Consider the following 15318-nt stretch of genomic DNA (forward strand, 5'->3'; position numbering starts at 1 on the left):
CTCCCGCGACATGCAGACCAGCCGACCGGATGCCCCGGATGCCCCGGATGCCCCGGATGCGCGGGCGCCGCGGCCGGGCGCGCCCGCGCATCCAGCCAAGCCGAAGGGATCGGCCGGTATCGGTTCGATCTTCGTACTGGCTTTCCTGGTGATTCTTGTGCCAGGCGTGGCCGCCTACGCCCTGCTGCGGCTTGCCGGTCTGGCGATCGGCCCGGCCGGGCTGCTCGGCCTGCTGGTGATGTTCATCTGTCTCGGCCTGTATCCGTCCTTACTGCAACGCCTTGGCTGGGTACGCAGGCGCACCCGTCGCCCGAGATGACATGAGCCGGCCCAGGGCACGGCCGGGACGAGGAGGGCGGACATCGTGGATTTTCGAAGCCGGGCACCTGGTGATGCGGGACGGCCGCTGCCCGGGTGGCCGTCGCGGCTGCCATCCGCGGTGCCGTCGACGCCACCATCCCGCTCGGGTCTGCTGGCCATCAACGCCCGTTACTTCATGGTGCGAGCGCTGATTTTCGGTGTGGTGCTTGCGGTGGTGCTGCGGCTGGGCGTGAAGGGCTTCCTGGCCTTCGCCGTGGCCTTTGTGCTGAGCGGGCTCGTGAGTTATCCGGTGGCGCTCCGCCAGCGTCGCGCGGTGTTCGGCGCCTTGGCGCAACGACGCGGCTGGCTGCGTTGACCGGCGGGCCGGGGCCGGCTCGCCCACGGGTCGGGCACATCCAGTTTCTCAACTGCCTGCCGCTCTACTGGGGGCTGGTGCACTCCGGTGCGCTGCTGGACGTCGAGCTGACCAAGGACACTCCGGACCGGCTCAACGAGGCGTTGGTGAGCGGCGATCTCGATATCGGCCCGATCAGTCTTGTCGAGTACCTGCGGCACGCTGACGATCTTGTTGTGCTGCCTGACATCGCGGTCGGTTCGGACGGCCCCGTCCTGTCGGTTGCGCTGGTCAGCGCCGTCCCGCTGGAGCGGATCCGGTCGGTCGCGCTCGGTTCCACGTCGCGGACCGGCGTGCTGCTTGCGCAGATCCTGCTGGAGGACAAGCTGGGGCTGGCCCCGGCCTACGCCAGCATGCCGCCGGACCTGCCGCTCATGCTCCGTGAGGCTGACGCGGCCGTATTGATCGGGGATGTGGCGCTCCGCGCCGTCCACAACGCCGAGCGGGCCGGAAGCACGCATCCGCTCCATGTAGTTGATCTCGGAGCGGCGTGGCGGGACTGGTCGGGACTGCCGATGGTGTTCGCGCTCTGGGCGGTCCGGCGTGACTTCGCGCTGGCCCATCCGGGCGTGGTCAAGGAGGTGCACAGCGCCTTCCGCGGCAGCCTTGACCTCGCGCTCCGCCAGCTCGGCACCGTCGCCAGGCATGCGGCGCGCTGGGAGGCGCTCGACGCAACCACCCTGACGCGCTACTTCACGGCCCTGGACTTCTCCCTGGGTGAGCGTCAGCTGGAGGGCCTGATGGCGTTCGCCGGCCAGGCCGCGGCGCGCGGCGTCGTCCCAGCACGGATGGGCATCGTGTTCGCCGACGTGTAGAACGGGCCGGCCATCACACGGGCGGTCGAAATGCCCGGGAGAAATCGACCGGCGGGCGCGCGCTGTGCGCCCTGGCCGTCGCGAGCCGCGGGCCGTTCCATTCGAGTGTGGGAACACCGGCGCCATTCGCCTTGCCAGCGCCGGCTGTCGTTCGGTAATCTGCCGCGGCGATCATGCTGGCGAATTCGTCCGGTGTGGGGAAAACGGGGCAGGTATGGCCGGTGCGGGTGCCGTGGACCGCCGCGTCGATCAGGTTGTTCACCACGAGTATCCAGGCACGCAGCCCCTCGTGCCCGGTCAGCTCGGCGAAGACGGCGGCCTCCAGACAGCAGGTGCCGGCCTGCTCGAACTCGTTGCTGTCCAACAGGGCTATCGCCTGTAGTCCCGCGAGATGCCCCGCAATCATGAAGAGGCGGAACTGCTGATGGGGAAGCATGCGGGTCCGCAGGAGAACGTCGGCAAAACGCTGCTGGCCCCGCACGCGAACGGTGATATCGGCGGGGGAGAGCTGCTGTGCGGACGCGATCAGTTCCGCCGCCTGCCGGTCGAGGGCGTCCAGTTTCCGATCGTAGGCCTGGTAGTCGAGCAGGTCGCGTATCCTGCGGCGGGATTCGGCCTCCGGGTTTGAATCGCTGTGCGTTTTTTCGGTGCGGGCTTCGATCGCGGCCAGCCGTAGCGCAACGAGAGCGCCGTCCGCAGCCAGGGCCGCGTCGACGGCGGCCAGGACCGGCCGAGCCGGGATACCGCGGCTGGGCTGCTCCAATTGGTCGATGTACCGTCGGCTGTAACCAGTGATCCTTGCGAGATCCGCCCGGGAGAGCTCCCGTTCCTCACGTATGCGACGGATCATCCATGGCAGAAGATCCTCCGCACTGGCTGTGTCGTCACAGTCTCGGTTCCGTCGCCGCATCCGCGCCTGCTTCCTTCTTCCAGGAGGACCGGGCGGCAGGGCTTGCCTGGCCGACCCGATGCGTGTCACGTTTTCTGTGTCGGAGGGGTCTACAAAGAGTGATCGATAAAAATCATGTCACCTTTTGTGACCATGCTACTCCAAAGTGCACTGACTCTGGCCAAGGTCTGAAGATTTTTTACTTATCGTCGTATATTTATTACTTTTAGAGGTTCCGGCAACAAGGGTGTAGATCAAGGAGTGGGATTGGGGGCGCGTGCCCGCGTGCGGCGGCGCGGGGAGCCACCGGAGGCGGTGGGTGGCGACCGGCGCCGGGGCACCCGTGCGCCGCGCGGGGATGGCTGGGGAGCGATGGCGTGAGGTGCGCGCCCTGGCCCCGCGACGCCGCGTTCCCCGTCGCTGGTCGCCCTTGCTGTCCAGATGCGCGAAAAAGGCTATGACCTGCACACCTTTTGGTTGACAATGATCATTGGGGGTGGAAAGTTGCCGACAGCTGTTGTCGTTGTTACTTCCGGCGCATCAAAGGCAATCCACGGATAACCATTTCACATTGCCGCGTCGCGGGTGTCACTGGACTCGTTGCGGATTACGTGCGCATCGCGGCCGCATGGCCGGCCCGCCAGGGCGCTGGGCGCGGGGGCTAGCTCGGGAAACCACCCCGAATGACGATGGGCGGGTGGTGCTGGCGTGGCGTAGAACGTCGGATATGGACGGGGAACCGGAGCCGCAGGCCGCCGTTCGTGTCGTGGTGGCGGACGACGCGGATGGTGTGCGCGACCTCGTGTGTCTCCTGCTGGAGATGGAGCCTGACTTCGTGGTCGTCGGCCAGGCAAGGGATGGAGCCGAAGCCGTTGAGGTCGTTTCGCGGACCGGCCCGGACCTCGTGCTGCTCGATGTCTGCATGCCCGTCCTGGACGGCCTCGCGGCGCTGCCCGCGGTACGTCGCGCCGCGCCGGGCGCCCGTGTCGTCATCTTCACGGGTTTCTCCGAAGAGGCTCTCGGCGAGCGGGCGTTGGCGCTCGGCGCGCATGCCCTGATCGAGAAAGGCCTTGCTGCCGACAGCCTGCTCGATTGTCTTCGGGACGTGTGCGGCCGTGCCTCGACTCGGGTCACCGCGGGCGGCTCGACCCGGAACTGAGCCTCGGCAGCTCTGGGCACGGCTGCTCAGCTGTCCAAAATAACCTGGTTCGGGTGTTTGTCGGTTGCTTTTTGTAAACGTTTGGTCGTTTTTTGTTGGTTCTGTGTACGATCACCAACGTGTGGGCGCCCAGTGTGGAACCATAGGGCTGTGACCGTGCGCCCGGGGCTTCGCCTGACTGGCTCAGACATAACCGGCCTCGGTCCGGACGTCCGCCCAGCGGGTCCTGCGCTGGGCGACTTCCCGTTGGTGGATTCTGCTCTGGTCGCGCGCCTGCACATCGACCTGCTCAGGGTCGCAAGCGCCGCCTGTCCGCGTCACAGCTGACCTTCCCGCGCGCCGGCGCTCTCGGCGCACCCCGCACCCGGCTGCGAGAGACTCGATGACAACCCCCGCACGCTCCCGTTCCACCCGCCCGCTCCGTCCGAAGGGGCAGGGCCAGTGGGCACTCGGCCACCTTGAGCCCCTCAACCCCAACGAACGGATGAAGAAGGACCAGGACGGCCTCGCCGTTCGGGACCGGATCCTCAACCATTACCCGTACACCGGGTTCGCCGGGATCGACCCGCAGGACCTGCGGGGCCGATTTCGCTGGTGGGGGCTGTACACCCAGCGCAAGGAGGGAATCGACGGCGGTAAGACGGCCATCCTTGAGCCTGAGGAGCTCGACGCGCCCTTCTTCATGCAGCGGATCCGCCTTGACGGTGGCCAGCTGACCAGTGATCAGCTTCGTGTCATCGCGGGGATCTCCACCCGGTTCGGCCGGGACGTCGCGGACGTCACCGACCGCCAGAACATCCAGCTGCACTGGATTCGCATCGAGGATGTTCCCGCGATCTGGGCGGCGCTCGAAGGCGCGGGGATGACAACGGCCGAGGCGTGCGGCGACACCCCCCGAGTCATCCTGGGGTGCCCACTGGCCGGGGTTGACGGCGATGAGATCATCGACGCCACCCCGGCGATCGAGGAGACCGTCCAGCGTTACGTCGGTGACACCTCCCTGAGCAACCTGCCGCGCAAGTTCAAGAGCGCCATCTCCGGCTGCGCCGACCAGTGCACCCTGCACGAGATCAACGACATTGCGTTCGTCGGGGCCGTGCATCCGGAGTTCGGTGCCGGTTACGATCTTTGGGTCGGTGGCGGGCTGTCGACCAATCCCAAGCTCGGGGTCAGGCTCGGCACCTTTGTCGCCGCTGACCGCGTCGCCGAGGTCTGGTACGCGGTGGCGAGCCTGTTCCGGGACTACGGCTACCGGCGGATGCGCACCCGGGCGCGGCTGAAGTTCCTGGTCGCGGACATGGGGCCCGAATGGGTCCGGACGACGCTGGAGAAGGAGTACCTGACCGCGCCGCTGCCGGACGGCCCGCCACCGCCGCCGCCGCGTAACGAGGGCCGCGATCACATCGGTATCCACCAGCAGAGCGACGGCCGTCTAGCGGTCGGCTTCGCGCCCCGTGCCGGACGGCTGAGCGGCACCACGCTCACCGCGGTCGCGGACCTCGCAGACCGTTTCGCCGCTGGTCGCATCCGCGCGACGACCACGCAGAAACTGGTCATCCTCGACGTCGATCCGGCCGGGGCCGACCAGCTGACGGCGGAACTCGCCGCGCTCGACCTGGTCGTCCGGCCGAGCGTTTTCCGGCGCGGCACCATGGCCTGCACCGGCATCGAGTTCTGCAAACTCGCCATCGTCGAGACCAAGGCGAAGGCCGGGGCGCTCATCGACGAGCTGGAGCGGCGGCTGCCCGACTTCGACGAGCCGATCGGCATCCACGTGAACGGCTGCCCGAATGCCTGCGCACGTTTCCAGGTCGCCGACATCGGGCTCAAGGGCTCCCTCGTCCCGGACGAATCCGGGGAGATGGTCGAAGGCTTTCAGCTGCACCTTGGTGGTCATCTTGGCGTACGGTCGCGGCTGGGCCGCAAGTCCCGTGGGCTGAAGGTCACCTCCGCCGGTGTCGCTGACTACGTCGACGGGCTGCTGCGCGCTTATTCGGATGGTCGGGACGAGGGTGAGTCCTTCGCGGACTGGGTCGAGCGGGCCGACGAGTCCGTCCTGGCCGCTCCGGCGGATCGAGCCGGTGCCGTGGCCCCGGCCGAGCCCGAGCCCGAGCCCGCGTCCGGGGCGTCCGGAGCGGTTTGATGGCTAGCGGTCATTCCGTCCCCTTCTACTGCCCGTACTGCGGTGAGGAGGACCTTGTTCCTTATCTTCCGCCCGAGCGGGATGCGGCCAGCGGGTCCGGCCACGGGCAGTGGGCGTGTGGGAGCTGTCGGCGGGCTTTCCGGCTCAGTCTGACCGCTCTCGCGGTCGGGCCCATTTCGTCCGAACGGGACGGTTCAGCTGACTTCGAGCACTGAGACGGCGTTTTGACGGTAATCCGGGGCTGTGCCCCCCGGTGCGGCGTGGAAAAGGCGTGATCGCGTCGTTGCCGGCCTGTTACGACGGAGGAGAGCGATTCATGGATGCCACGTTGAAGGACCGTGCCCTGCATGCCGGTGACGAGTTGGAGGGCGCGTCCGCGCAGGAGATCCTGGGCTGGGCGGTGGAGGAGTTCGGGACGAAGCTGGTTGTGGCCGCATCCATGGCGGAGGCTGTGCTCGTCGACATGCTGGCCAGGATCTGCTCGGACGTCCCGGTGATTTTTATTGATACCGGTTACCATTTCGCTGAGACAATCGGTACTCGGGACGCGGTCATGCACCGCTACAACCTGCCGCTGATCAGTACCGGCCCACAGCTCACCGTGGCCGGCCAGAACGCCGTGTACGGGCCGAAACTGTTCGAACGGGATCCGGACCGGTGCTGCCAGCTGCGCAAGGTCGTCCCGCTGGACCGTGCGCTGGCGCCCTACCGGGCGTGGGCGGCGGGCTCGCGCCGGGCCGAATCCGCCGGGCGCAGGAACCTGCCTGCCGTGGGGTGGGACGAGCGGCGCGGCAAGGTGAAGATCCATCCGCTGGTGGCCTGGACGGACGAGGACGTCAACCGCTACGTCCAGGAACATGACGTGATCGTTAACCCACTGCTGTCGGATGGATACGACTCTGTCGGCTGCTGGCCGTGCACCAGCCGTGGTGAGGGCCGCGCGGGCCGCTGGGCCGGCAGCGCCAAGACCGAGTGCGGCATTCACTGACCTCGGCGGTTCTGGCTGTTGCGGGTGGAGGGGCACTGACAGCCTTCAGGTAGTCGGTGATCTACTCGCCCGGGGCGGACCACATTCCGTCACGGTTTGTCGGGCCGGTATGACGACATGTCGGATCGCGGTGCGATGATCTCGCGTGTGGTTGTCCAGCGTGTCTGGTCGGCCACCTGATGACGCACGTACTGAACACCGCGAACGGATCCGACCATGACCCTGCGATCCCCGACTGATGGCCCGCATGGCCCGCACGGCCCGGTGGCTGGTGCGCTGCACGCCTGGGTGGACGAGTCGCTGCGCCTTCGGGCTGGCGAGCCCGGCCTCTACATCCTGGCCGCAGCTGTCGCCGAGGTGTCGTCGTGCCCGCCGATACGTCGAGATCTCAATGACCTGCTCCTGAAAGGTCAACGCCGTCTGCACTGGCGGGATGAAGATGGTGCCCGACGGCACAAGTTCGTGAGCCTGGTCGCGAGGGCCGACCTGGAGCTCGTTGTCGTTGTAGGCACGCCGGTACTGCCAAAGAAGCAGGAACGTGCCAGGCGGGTCTGTATGGAAGGCCTGTTGCACGAACTCGATCAGAGGGCGGTCGAGCGAGTGTGGCTCGAGTCCCGCACGACATCACTGAACAAAAAAGATCAAGTGATGGTCGCGGCACTTTTCGGTAGTCATGTGATCTCTCATCGGTTACGTACCGAACACGCTTCACCGGTGTTCGAGCCGATGCTCTGGGTCGCTGATGCGGCAGCAGGGGCGATATCGGCTGCGCGCGACGGCCAAGGAGATTTTATAGCAATCATCAAGCATCTTACGACAACGATCGAAATCCCTGTCCGATGACAACCTGCCGCTTTAGAGCAGCGCGAAGGCCGGGTCCCGTCGTCCGGCGGGGTCCCGACCATCACTTCCCATCCCCCCGAAGGAGGCGAGCATAGATCGAGAATGCGCCGTCTCGTGACCGTAGTCAAGTTGTCTCGTCATCTGGAGCAGGGATCGCGTGGCTGGCGAGTCCGGCCGAGGAGGTGCGGCGACGCGTCGTGCGGCGCTCGGGACGGTCCGGTGCGGGCGCCGGGGCGGGTCGGATGGCCAAGATCGAGGCTGTCGGGATGGCAACCTATAGTTAGAACTCGGGTGCGAAGGGTAGATGGCGAAGAGGGGGACCAGAGAAGGCGCAGCGGAGATATCCATGGGGGCCGAGTGGACTGTGCGGCACACGAGGCTCACAAGAGCCTTATCGATCATGCTAGATTGGGCACCCTTTGTGATCTCACGGGGCGAACCGGCCGAACCAAGTCGCCCATCCAGGCCAGCGATCTCCGCGCGTTACTCCTGTTTCTTGCGGTTTTCCAGTGGATAACAGATTTTCTGGGGTGGGTTTTCTTCGGTATTTTCATTGCGGGTGTGACCGGGATCATCAGGCGAGAGTAGCGGATGCGTTACTGTTCAACCGATTTCTTTCATGGGTAGGTTTCACCGATTGCATGCTGCGTGAACCGTCCCGGCAGTAGCGTCGCGGGGATGAACGATGGCCGGGCACACGATGAGGACGAGGGAGACAACGGCCGCGGGAGCGGGGGAGCCGGGGCCGCGAGTGCGGCGGGACGGGACGAGCCGCCGCGCGCCCCCGGTGAGGTCTGGCTGGTCGGGGCAGGGCCGGGGGACCCGGGTCTGCTGACCGTCCGTGGTCGTGAACTGCTCGGTCGGGCGGACGTCGTCGTCACGGACCGGCTGGTATCCGCGGGGGTCCTTGCGCTTGCCCGGCCCGGTGCGGAGGTTGTCCACAGTGGCAAGAGCGCCGGTGCGCTGACTCGTACCCAGGAGGACGTCAACGCGTTGCTGGTCGATCGCGCGCTTGCCGGGTACCTGGTCGTCCGCCTCAAGGGTGGGGACCCGTTCGTGCTCGGCCGCGGCGGTGAGGAGGCCGAGGCCTGCCGGCTCGCCGGGGTGAGATGCACGGTTGTCCCGGGGGTGACCTCAGCGTTCGCCGGGCCCGCGTATGCCGGGATCCCGGTCACGCACCGCGGTGTCGCCCAGGATGTCGCGGTCGTCTCCGGTCATCTGTCACCCGGGCATCCCGACTCCACCGTGGACTGGGCGGCGCTGGGGGCGTCCCGGATGACCGTTGTCGTGCTGATGGGTGTCGCGCGGCTCGCCGGCATCACCGCGGCCCTCATCGACGGCGGCCGGTCGCCGGACACGCCGGTCGCGATGATCGAACGGGCTACCACGCCGGCCCAGCGTGTGATCCGCGGCACCCTGGACACGATCGCGGTCGACGCCATCGTGTTAGGCGTTCGCTCACCCGCGGTGGTGGTGATCGGTGACGTCGTGGCCCGTTGCGACGCTCCGCCGCCACTCATCCCGACAGATGATGCACGGTTGCCGAGCGATGGCGCTACCCGTCCGCTGCTGGGTGTCCGGGTGCTCGTCCCGCGGACGAGACCGCGTCCAGGCCTGCTCGCCGCACGGCTGCGGGCTCTCGGCGCGGACGCGGTGGAGACCGTGGTGTCGCGTCCCGGCCCGGCGGCGGCCGGGCCGGGGTCACCGCTGGCCGACGTCGACGCCGATCCGGACCTGCGGATCGCCGAGGAGCTGCGCCACGGTGACCTGCACGCGGTCGCGTTCGCGTCGTCGACCGCGGCTCGGGCGACAACGGCACTCTACGGACCGTTGCCGGCCGGGATGCTGGTTGCGGCCATGGGTGAACGCACTGTCACGGCATGCCAGCGGGCCGGTCTGCGGGTCGACGCTGTGGCGACTGAGCCCGGCATCCACCCGCTTGCCGCCGCCGTCGTCACCGCCGTGACCGAGGCCCGGTCGCGCTGACGGCGCTGGCATCGCTGACGGCGCTGGCCCCGGTGGCGGTGCTGCCAGGGCTGCCACCGGAGCCGGACAGCTGATTGTTGGCCAGCGTGTCCTCGATGCGGGAGGCAACCGCGGCCAGCACGCCGGGGTGCAGGCCGAGCGGGGCGGTGAGGTGCCAACGGGTGCCGGGGAATCGCTCCTGTGCCCTGGTGAGGGCGGCCGGGATGTCGTGGGTGGTGTGGTTGCCCTCGAACAGGAAGAAGGGATGGGCGACGATCTCCGTGCAGCCCGCGGCGGCGAGAAGCCCGTACCCGGCCGCGATGTCGGGCTCGATCAGCTCGAGGAAGGCCGGTTCCACCGCGTCCCAACGGATCTGGCCGTCGTTTGTGGCCCGATCAGCCTGGGCGAACAACCGCGCGAGCGTGCGGACAGCCGCGTTCGCCGTATCCCGTCGCGAGCCGTGCCCGATCACCAGTAGACCCCGCATGCCTACCAGTCTGCGCCGGACCCGCCCGGTCAGCCGCCCGTGCCGGCGGTGTCGCCGGAGCCGTGGCCGTCGTCGGAGCTGTGACCAGGGAAGATCTTGGCGGACGGGTCGATGATGGGCGCGGCGTTGTTGACGGCCGTGGCGACCTCGCCGAAACCGGTCGCGATCAGGCGTACCTTGCCGCGGTACTCGGTGATGTCACCGGCGGCGAAGACCCGTTCGACGCCGGTCGCCATGGTCGAGTCCACCACGATGTGGCGCCTGTCGATCGTCAGGTTCCAGCGGGTCAGGGGTCCCAGATCCGCGGTGAACCCGAGCGCGGCGACGATCGCCTGGGCCTGGCGGACCTGGCGCTCACCGGACTTGCTGTGGGTGAGTTCCACCTTCTCGACCTGGCCGTCGCCGTGGATGGCGGAGACCTCCGTGTGCGTCAGGATCTCGACGCGGGAGGACAGCACCTTCGCGACGGTGTGCGCATGGGCGCGGAAGCGATCGCGGCGGTGCACCAACGTCACCGAGCGCGCCAGCGGCTCCAGCGCGAGCGCCCAGTCGAAGGCACTGTCACCGCCGCCGACGATGATGACGTCGGCGGCGGTGTAGACGTCCAGCTTCGGGACGAAGTACGCCAGGCCACGGCCCAGATGGTCGCCGCCGACGGGCAGCGGGCGGGGCGTGAACGTCCCGAGCCCACCGGTGATGAGGACGGCCTTCGCCCGGACCCGTGTCCCCTGCACGCTGGTGACCACGACGCTGTCGGCCTCATGAGCCAGTTCGGTGGCCTGTTGGGCGAGCAGGTAGGTGGGGGAGAACGCCCCGGCCTGCGCGACGAGCGCGGTGACGAGATCACGGCCGCGCACGGCCGGGAAACCGGCCACATCGTAGATCATTTTTTCCGGGTACATAGCGGTGACCTGACCGCCGGCCTCGGGCAGGGAGTCCATCAGCGCCACGGACATCCCGCGGAACCCGGCGTAGTAGGCGCCGAAGAGGCCGGCCGGCCCGGCGCCGATGATCAGTATGTCGGTGTCGAGGTCCGCCGGTGTCGAGTTGTCCGGGCCTGCGGGGGTCACTGCGTCCACGCGTAACTCCTGGGGACTCTGCGTTCTGCGCCTGGGTGGCCCTGCCGGATCGCATTCGCAAGGGCCGGTCGGCACTACGGAAGGGAAACTCTGCTCCTATCCTGCCCCACGTAGAGCGACCGGCGATAGGGACGCGGCGTCTCCCGGGGCCGCGCACCCCCCGAGCCCATTTCCTGATTGGGAGCGCCCGGCGGCAGGGGCGTGGACATGGCATCGCGCGCCGGCTGTTTCTGGCCGGTGGCCTGGATCGGTGGCCTGGATCGGTGGTCGCGGCGGGACGCCGATGGGTGACACCGGCCGTTGGAGCCAAGCGGTACGCCCGATCGCCGTACCATCGCGGGGTGAGCCTTGCAGATGATGCCGACAGTGGTTCTCCGGTACTTTCATCATCGGCGTTGGGCGAGGAGGAGATCGCGTCCGTTCTCGCCCATGCCGCCGGTGGCGGGCGGATCACTCCCGAAGAGGCACTACGGCTGTACACGAAGGCCCCGCTGCATGCCCTCGGCCAGGCCGCCGACGCTGTCCGCCGCGGTCGTTTCCCGGACGGCATCGCAACGTACATCATCGATCGGAATATCAACTACACGAACGTCTGCGTGACCGCCTGCCGGTTCTGCGCGTTCTACCGCGCTCCTGGGCATTCCGAAGGCTGGGTCCGCGACGTCGACGACATTGTCGCGAAGTGTGGTGAAGCGGTGGAGCTGGGGGCAACCCAGATCATGCTCCAGGGCGGTCATCACCCCGAGTTCGGCATTGAGTGGTACGAGGGCACCTTCGCGGCAATCAGGCGGGCGTACCCGCAGCTCACCCTGCATTCTCTGGGCGCCAGCGAGGTCGTTCACATCGCGCGGACGTCCGGGCTGAGCCATGGCGACGTCATCGCCCGGCTGCGCGACGCGGGGCTCGACAGTTTCGCCGGGGCGGGAGCGGAGATTCTCACCGAGCGTCCTCGGCGCGCGATCGCCCCGCTCAAGGAACCGGGGCAGGTCTGGCTGTCAGTCATGGAGACCGCTCACGGCCTTGGCATGGAGTCGACCGCGACGTTCATGATGGGCACCGGCGAGACCAACGCCGAGCGCATCGAGCACCTGCGGATGATCCGTGACGTCCAGGACCGCACCGGCGGTTTCCGGTCGTTCATCCCGTGGACCTACCAGCCGGAGAACAACCACCTGCGCGGCCGGACCCAGGCATCGACCATCGAGTACCTGCGGCTGGTGGCGCTGGCCCGGCTCTTCTTCGACAACATCGCGCATCTGCAGGGCTCGTGGCTGACGACCGGCAAGGAGGTCGGCCAGCTCACTTTGCACATGGGTGCGGACGATCTGGGTTCGGTCATGCTGGAGGAGAACGTGGTGTCCTCGGCCGGCGCACGTCACCGCACCAACCGGACGGAGCTGATCGGTCTGATCCGCGCCGCCGACCGGATCCCGGCGCAGCGCGACACCCTCTACCGGCACCTGGTCGTGCACCGCGACCCGACGCGGGATCCCGTTGATGACCGGGTGGCCTCACACTTCTCCTCGACCGCGCTGCCGTCGCCACCCATGCTGCCGATTGTCGCCACCAGGTGACGCCCCTCATCGATCCGGCGTGACGAACGGCCGGGGCCGGCAGCGGCAATCCCGCTGGATCTTCTGGACCCGGGGTGCGCTTCACAGGGTGCTCCTGGATCGCTGGGCTGTTTACCCGTTGCCTGGCCAGAGCGCCCCCGCGCCGTCCCAGCCCCGCGACGCCGCGCGCCCCCTGTTGCTGGGCGCTCTAAATCCCCCACCCAGTCATGTCGAGCGCTTTGGCGCGGGCTGCTCTTTGTATACATTCCCGAGATTCAGAGTGGGTTCTAAGAGCGTGTTCGAGATCGGTCTTTCGATCAGTGAGCCGGAATGACGGTCTCAAACGCGCTCTAAGCGGCCGGCGCCGGAGCTCCCGCTCCGGAAGGTGCCTGGCCTGGGCGTGTTGATTCGTCGGTCGCTCGACCGAAGGCGGTGGAGTGCTCGAAGCGTTCGGTCCAGTAGGTGTGATCTATATCACATGCGCTGGCTCTTGTTCGGTTGATTCTTTGCAACCAAAATCGAGTTTGCTTATCAAACTCACTATGATGATGGGTGCTTCGTCCACTGGAACCTGACCGGAGTCTGGGAGCGAAATTGGCTGAGGTCGTGTCTGGAATTTTGTCCGAACCGCTGGATATTCTGGGGCGACTGTTGGCGCCCGAGGGAAAACAAAATCCATATCCATTATACGAGGAAATGCGCGCGCATGGCCCCGTGGTGACCATTGCGGGCGTTCATACATTTATCACCGGCTACGCTGAATGTGCGCAGGCGCTGCGGGAACCGCGGTTGTTGTCAACCGATGCGGCGGTTCAGGACCAGCGGCTTCAGGGCTGGCGTGAGCATTCGTCCTGGCGCTGGCTCACGCGGAACATGTTGTTCAGCAATGATCCGGATCACGATCGCCTGCGCCGGTTCTTCGGCAACGCGTTTTCCGCGCGGCGGGTTGCCGAGATGCGGTCGTTGGTTCAGGAGCTGGCCTACGACGCCGTGCGGCACGTCGCCACACTCGGAGCGGGTGGCCAGGTCGTGGATCTGGTCCCCGAGTTCTCCTTCCGGTTCCCGATGGCTGTCATCGGCCGGCTGCTTGGCGTTCCCGAGGCCGACCAGCTGGGATTCCGCGAGGCCATCGGGGACATCACAAGTGCCCTCGAACCGGTCCGCGATCCGCGCGAGCTGGAGCGTGGGGACGCGGGTATGGATCTGCTGGCGGAATACTTGACCACGCTCATCGCGCGGTTACGAGAGACTCCTGGCCCGGATCTGACCAGCGGCTGGATCAAGGCCCTGGACGAGGGCGCGGAAATTACCGAGGAGGAGCTCTTAGCCAATTTTATGCTGCTGCTTGTCGCCGCCACCGAAGCGCCCCAGGATTTACTGAGCAACACGGTGAGGCTGGCGCTCGAACAACCCGCCCACGCCGCGCGGCTGCGCGAAAACCCAGCATTCGTGGAGAGTTTCGTCAAGGAGACGCTGCGGTTTGACCCGGCTGTCCAGGTCCTGAACCGGGTCGCTTCGGAGGACCTGGACTTCTTCGGGGCCCGCGTGACAGCACACTCCCCGGTCACGCTGCTCATCGCCGCGGGTAACCGGGATCCTCGCAGATTCGACAACCCTCTCGTGTTTGATCCAGCCCGGCCTGACAACCAGGCACTGACCTTCAGCGCGGGCGGCCACTATTGTCTGGGCGCGGCGCTTGCCTGCATGTCGGCCGAGGTCGTGCTTCCGCTGCTGCTGCGAAGTCTCCCGGAACTGTCACTGGCTGGGGACGCAACATTCCGAGTCCAGGTCGTCCAGCGTGGCCATGAGCACTTGCCAGTCACAACCAACTGACATCGACACGCACAGCGAAAGGACAGTGCCGAGCATGGGCATATTGTCGGGAAAAACCGCCCTGGTCACCGGTGCGAGCAGGGGCATCGGACGTGCTGTCGCCGAACGGCTCGCCGCTGACGGAGCGCGGGTGGGCGTGCACTACGCCAACAACGGGACAGCCGCGAAGGACGTCGTGACGGTGATCGAGAAGGCGGGGGGCGAGGCCTTCAGCTTTCGGACGGAGCTGGGCGTGCCGGACGACGCGGTTGCGTTGTGGGCCGAGTTCGACAAGTACGCCGACGGGCTCGACATTCTGGTCAACAATGCCGGTGTCGGTCTGACGGCACCGATTGAGCAGGTGCGGGAAATCGATTTCGATCGGCTTTTCGCCGTCAATGTCAAGGCTCCGTTTTTTATCATCCAGCAGGGTCTCGGCCGGCTGCGCGACGGCGGGCGGATCATCAACCTGTCCAGCGCCACCGCCCGGATCGCGATGCCCCTCGTGGCCGCCTACTCCGCGTCCAAGGGCGCGATCAACACGTTGACCCTGACGCTGGCCGAGGCGCTCGCTCCCCGCGGCATCACGGTGAACGCGGTCGCGCCCGGCATTGTCGAGACCGACTTCAACCCGTGGCTGGCCATCCCCGAGATGCGGGCCAGGGTCGAGCGCTACGCGGCGTTCGGCCGCATCGCCACGCCTGATGACGTGGTCGGCCTGGTGGCGTTCGTGGCCTCCGAGGAAGCCCGTTGGATCACCGGGCAGGTTCTCGACGCCAGCGGTGGCTCCGGCCTCGGCAACGGATCGGCCTGATCCACCACACGGATACAGCGGCGCGCGTCCCTGGTGCGTGCGCCGCTTCTAGGGCG

At 67.2% G+C, this 15318-nt stretch carries 15 protein-coding genes; 12 read left to right on the forward strand and 3 right to left on the reverse strand.

Translation table 11 applies throughout. From position 1 onward, the window contains the following. Positions 1–10 precede the first annotated feature (10 nt). From MJ797_RS05855 to MJ797_RS05865, 3 genes are read left to right on the forward strand one after another with little or no spacing between them, the layout of a single operon-like run. Positions 11–319, forward strand: a complete 309-nt coding sequence (locus MJ797_RS05855) for a hypothetical protein (RefSeq protein WP_239332618.1) — start codon at positions 11–13, stop codon at positions 317–319. A 45-nt stretch (positions 320–364) separates the two neighbouring features. Further along, positions 365–676: a hypothetical protein gene (locus tag MJ797_RS05860; RefSeq protein WP_308128284.1), complete on the forward strand. Its 312-nt coding sequence runs from the start codon at positions 365–367 to the stop codon at positions 674–676. Then, a complete protein-coding gene (locus tag MJ797_RS05865; protein ID WP_239332620.1) occupies positions 673–1530 on the forward strand; it encodes a menaquinone biosynthetic enzyme MqnA/MqnD family protein in 858 nt (285 codons plus the stop codon). Before MJ797_RS05860 ends, MJ797_RS05865 begins: the two co-directional genes overlap by 4 nt. Positions 1531–1543: 13 nt before the next feature. On the opposite strand, the gene MJ797_RS05870 is transcribed toward MJ797_RS05865, so the two are convergent. Next, positions 1544–2440 carry a helix-turn-helix transcriptional regulator gene (locus MJ797_RS05870; RefSeq protein ID WP_308128285.1) on the reverse strand — a complete coding sequence of 299 codons (897 nt, stop codon included), beginning with the start codon at positions 2438–2440 and terminating at the stop codon, positions 1544–1546. 706 nt (positions 2441–3146) lie between these two features. Here MJ797_RS05870 and MJ797_RS05875 point away from each other — a divergent pair. The 6 genes from MJ797_RS05875 to cobA all read left to right on the forward strand — a co-directional run bounded on the left by MJ797_RS05875 (position 3147) and on the right by cobA (position 9538). Then, positions 3147–3578, forward strand: coding sequence for a response regulator transcription factor (locus MJ797_RS05875; RefSeq protein ID WP_239332622.1), 432 nt, complete (start codon positions 3147–3149; stop codon positions 3576–3578). 249 nt (positions 3579–3827) lie between these two features. After that, positions 3828–3905, forward strand: a complete 78-nt coding sequence (locus tag MJ797_RS27405; RefSeq protein ID WP_374403324.1) for a putative leader peptide — start codon at positions 3828–3830, stop codon at positions 3903–3905. Positions 3906–3960: 55 nt separating this feature from the next. Then, positions 3961–5721, forward strand: a complete 1761-nt coding sequence (locus MJ797_RS05885) for a nitrite/sulfite reductase (RefSeq protein WP_239332626.1) — start codon at positions 3961–3963, stop codon at positions 5719–5721. A gap of 316 nt (positions 5722–6037) precedes the next feature. Then, positions 6038–6709 carry a phosphoadenylyl-sulfate reductase gene (locus MJ797_RS05890; RefSeq protein ID WP_239332628.1) on the forward strand — a complete coding sequence of 224 codons (672 nt, stop codon included), beginning with the start codon at positions 6038–6040 and terminating at the stop codon, positions 6707–6709. A gap of 264 nt (positions 6710–6973) precedes the next feature. Then, positions 6974–7552, forward strand: a complete 579-nt coding sequence (locus MJ797_RS05895) for a hypothetical protein (RefSeq protein ID WP_239332630.1) — start codon at positions 6974–6976, stop codon at positions 7550–7552. Positions 7553–8230: 678 nt separating this feature from the next. After that, complete coding sequence (gene cobA, locus MJ797_RS05900) at positions 8231–9538, forward strand: uroporphyrinogen-III C-methyltransferase (RefSeq protein WP_239332632.1); 1308 nt, start codon at positions 8231–8233, stop codon at positions 9536–9538. Here cobA and MJ797_RS05905 read toward each other — a convergent pair. Next, positions 9507–10004, reverse strand: coding sequence for a sirohydrochlorin chelatase (locus MJ797_RS05905; protein WP_239332634.1), 498 nt, complete (start codon positions 10002–10004; stop codon positions 9507–9509). The genes cobA and MJ797_RS05905 overlap by 32 nt on opposite strands. Positions 10005–10033: 29 nt before the next feature. Continuing rightward, positions 10034–11083 carry an NAD(P)/FAD-dependent oxidoreductase gene (locus tag MJ797_RS05910; RefSeq protein WP_239332636.1) on the reverse strand — a complete coding sequence of 350 codons (1050 nt, stop codon included), beginning with the start codon at positions 11081–11083 and terminating at the stop codon, positions 10034–10036. Between the two features lie 341 nt (positions 11084–11424). On the opposite strand from MJ797_RS05910, the gene mqnC reads away from it, so the two are divergent. From mqnC to MJ797_RS05925, 3 genes are all read left to right on the forward strand, one after another. Then, positions 11425–12657, forward strand: coding sequence for a cyclic dehypoxanthinyl futalosine synthase (mqnC, locus tag MJ797_RS05915; protein ID WP_239332638.1), 1233 nt, complete (start codon positions 11425–11427; stop codon positions 12655–12657). A gap of 585 nt (positions 12658–13242) precedes the next feature. After that, entirely contained in the window at positions 13243–14469 is a 1227-nt protein-coding gene (locus MJ797_RS05920; protein WP_239332751.1) for a cytochrome P450, read from the forward strand. Between the two features lie 34 nt (positions 14470–14503). Further along, positions 14504–15262, forward strand: a complete 759-nt coding sequence (locus tag MJ797_RS05925) for an SDR family oxidoreductase (protein ID WP_239332640.1) — start codon at positions 14504–14506, stop codon at positions 15260–15262. Positions 15263–15318 lie beyond the last annotated feature (56 nt).

Origin of the sequence: Protofrankia sp. CiP3 (genome assembly GCF_917627345.1) — a bacterium.
Classification (GTDB): Bacteria; Actinomycetota; Actinomycetes; order Frankiales; family Frankiaceae; genus Protofrankia.

Excerpts from the sequence above, each read along its gene's own strand:
- MJ797_RS05855 (WP_239332618.1), top strand. The coding sequence starts at position 11 with ATGCAGACCAGCCGACCGGATGCCCCGGATGCCCCGGATGCCCCGGAT.
- MJ797_RS05870 (WP_308128285.1), bottom strand. The coding sequence starts at position 2,440 with ATGCGGCGACGGAACCGAGACTGTGACGACACAGCCAGTGCGGAGGAT.
- MJ797_RS05875 (WP_239332622.1), top strand. The coding sequence starts at position 3,147 with ATGGACGGGGAACCGGAGCCGCAGGCCGCCGTTCGTGTCGTGGTGGCG.
- MJ797_RS05885 (WP_239332626.1), top strand. The coding sequence starts at position 3,961 with ATGACAACCCCCGCACGCTCCCGTTCCACCCGCCCGCTCCGTCCGAAG.
- MJ797_RS05890 (WP_239332628.1), top strand. The coding sequence starts at position 6,038 with ATGGATGCCACGTTGAAGGACCGTGCCCTGCATGCCGGTGACGAGTTG.
- cobA (WP_239332632.1), top strand. The coding sequence starts at position 8,231 with ATGAACGATGGCCGGGCACACGATGAGGACGAGGGAGACAACGGCCGC.
- MJ797_RS05905 (WP_239332634.1), bottom strand. The coding sequence starts at position 10,004 with ATGCGGGGTCTACTGGTGATCGGGCACGGCTCGCGACGGGATACGGCG.
- MJ797_RS05925 (WP_239332640.1), top strand. The coding sequence starts at position 14,504 with ATGGGCATATTGTCGGGAAAAACCGCCCTGGTCACCGGTGCGAGCAGG.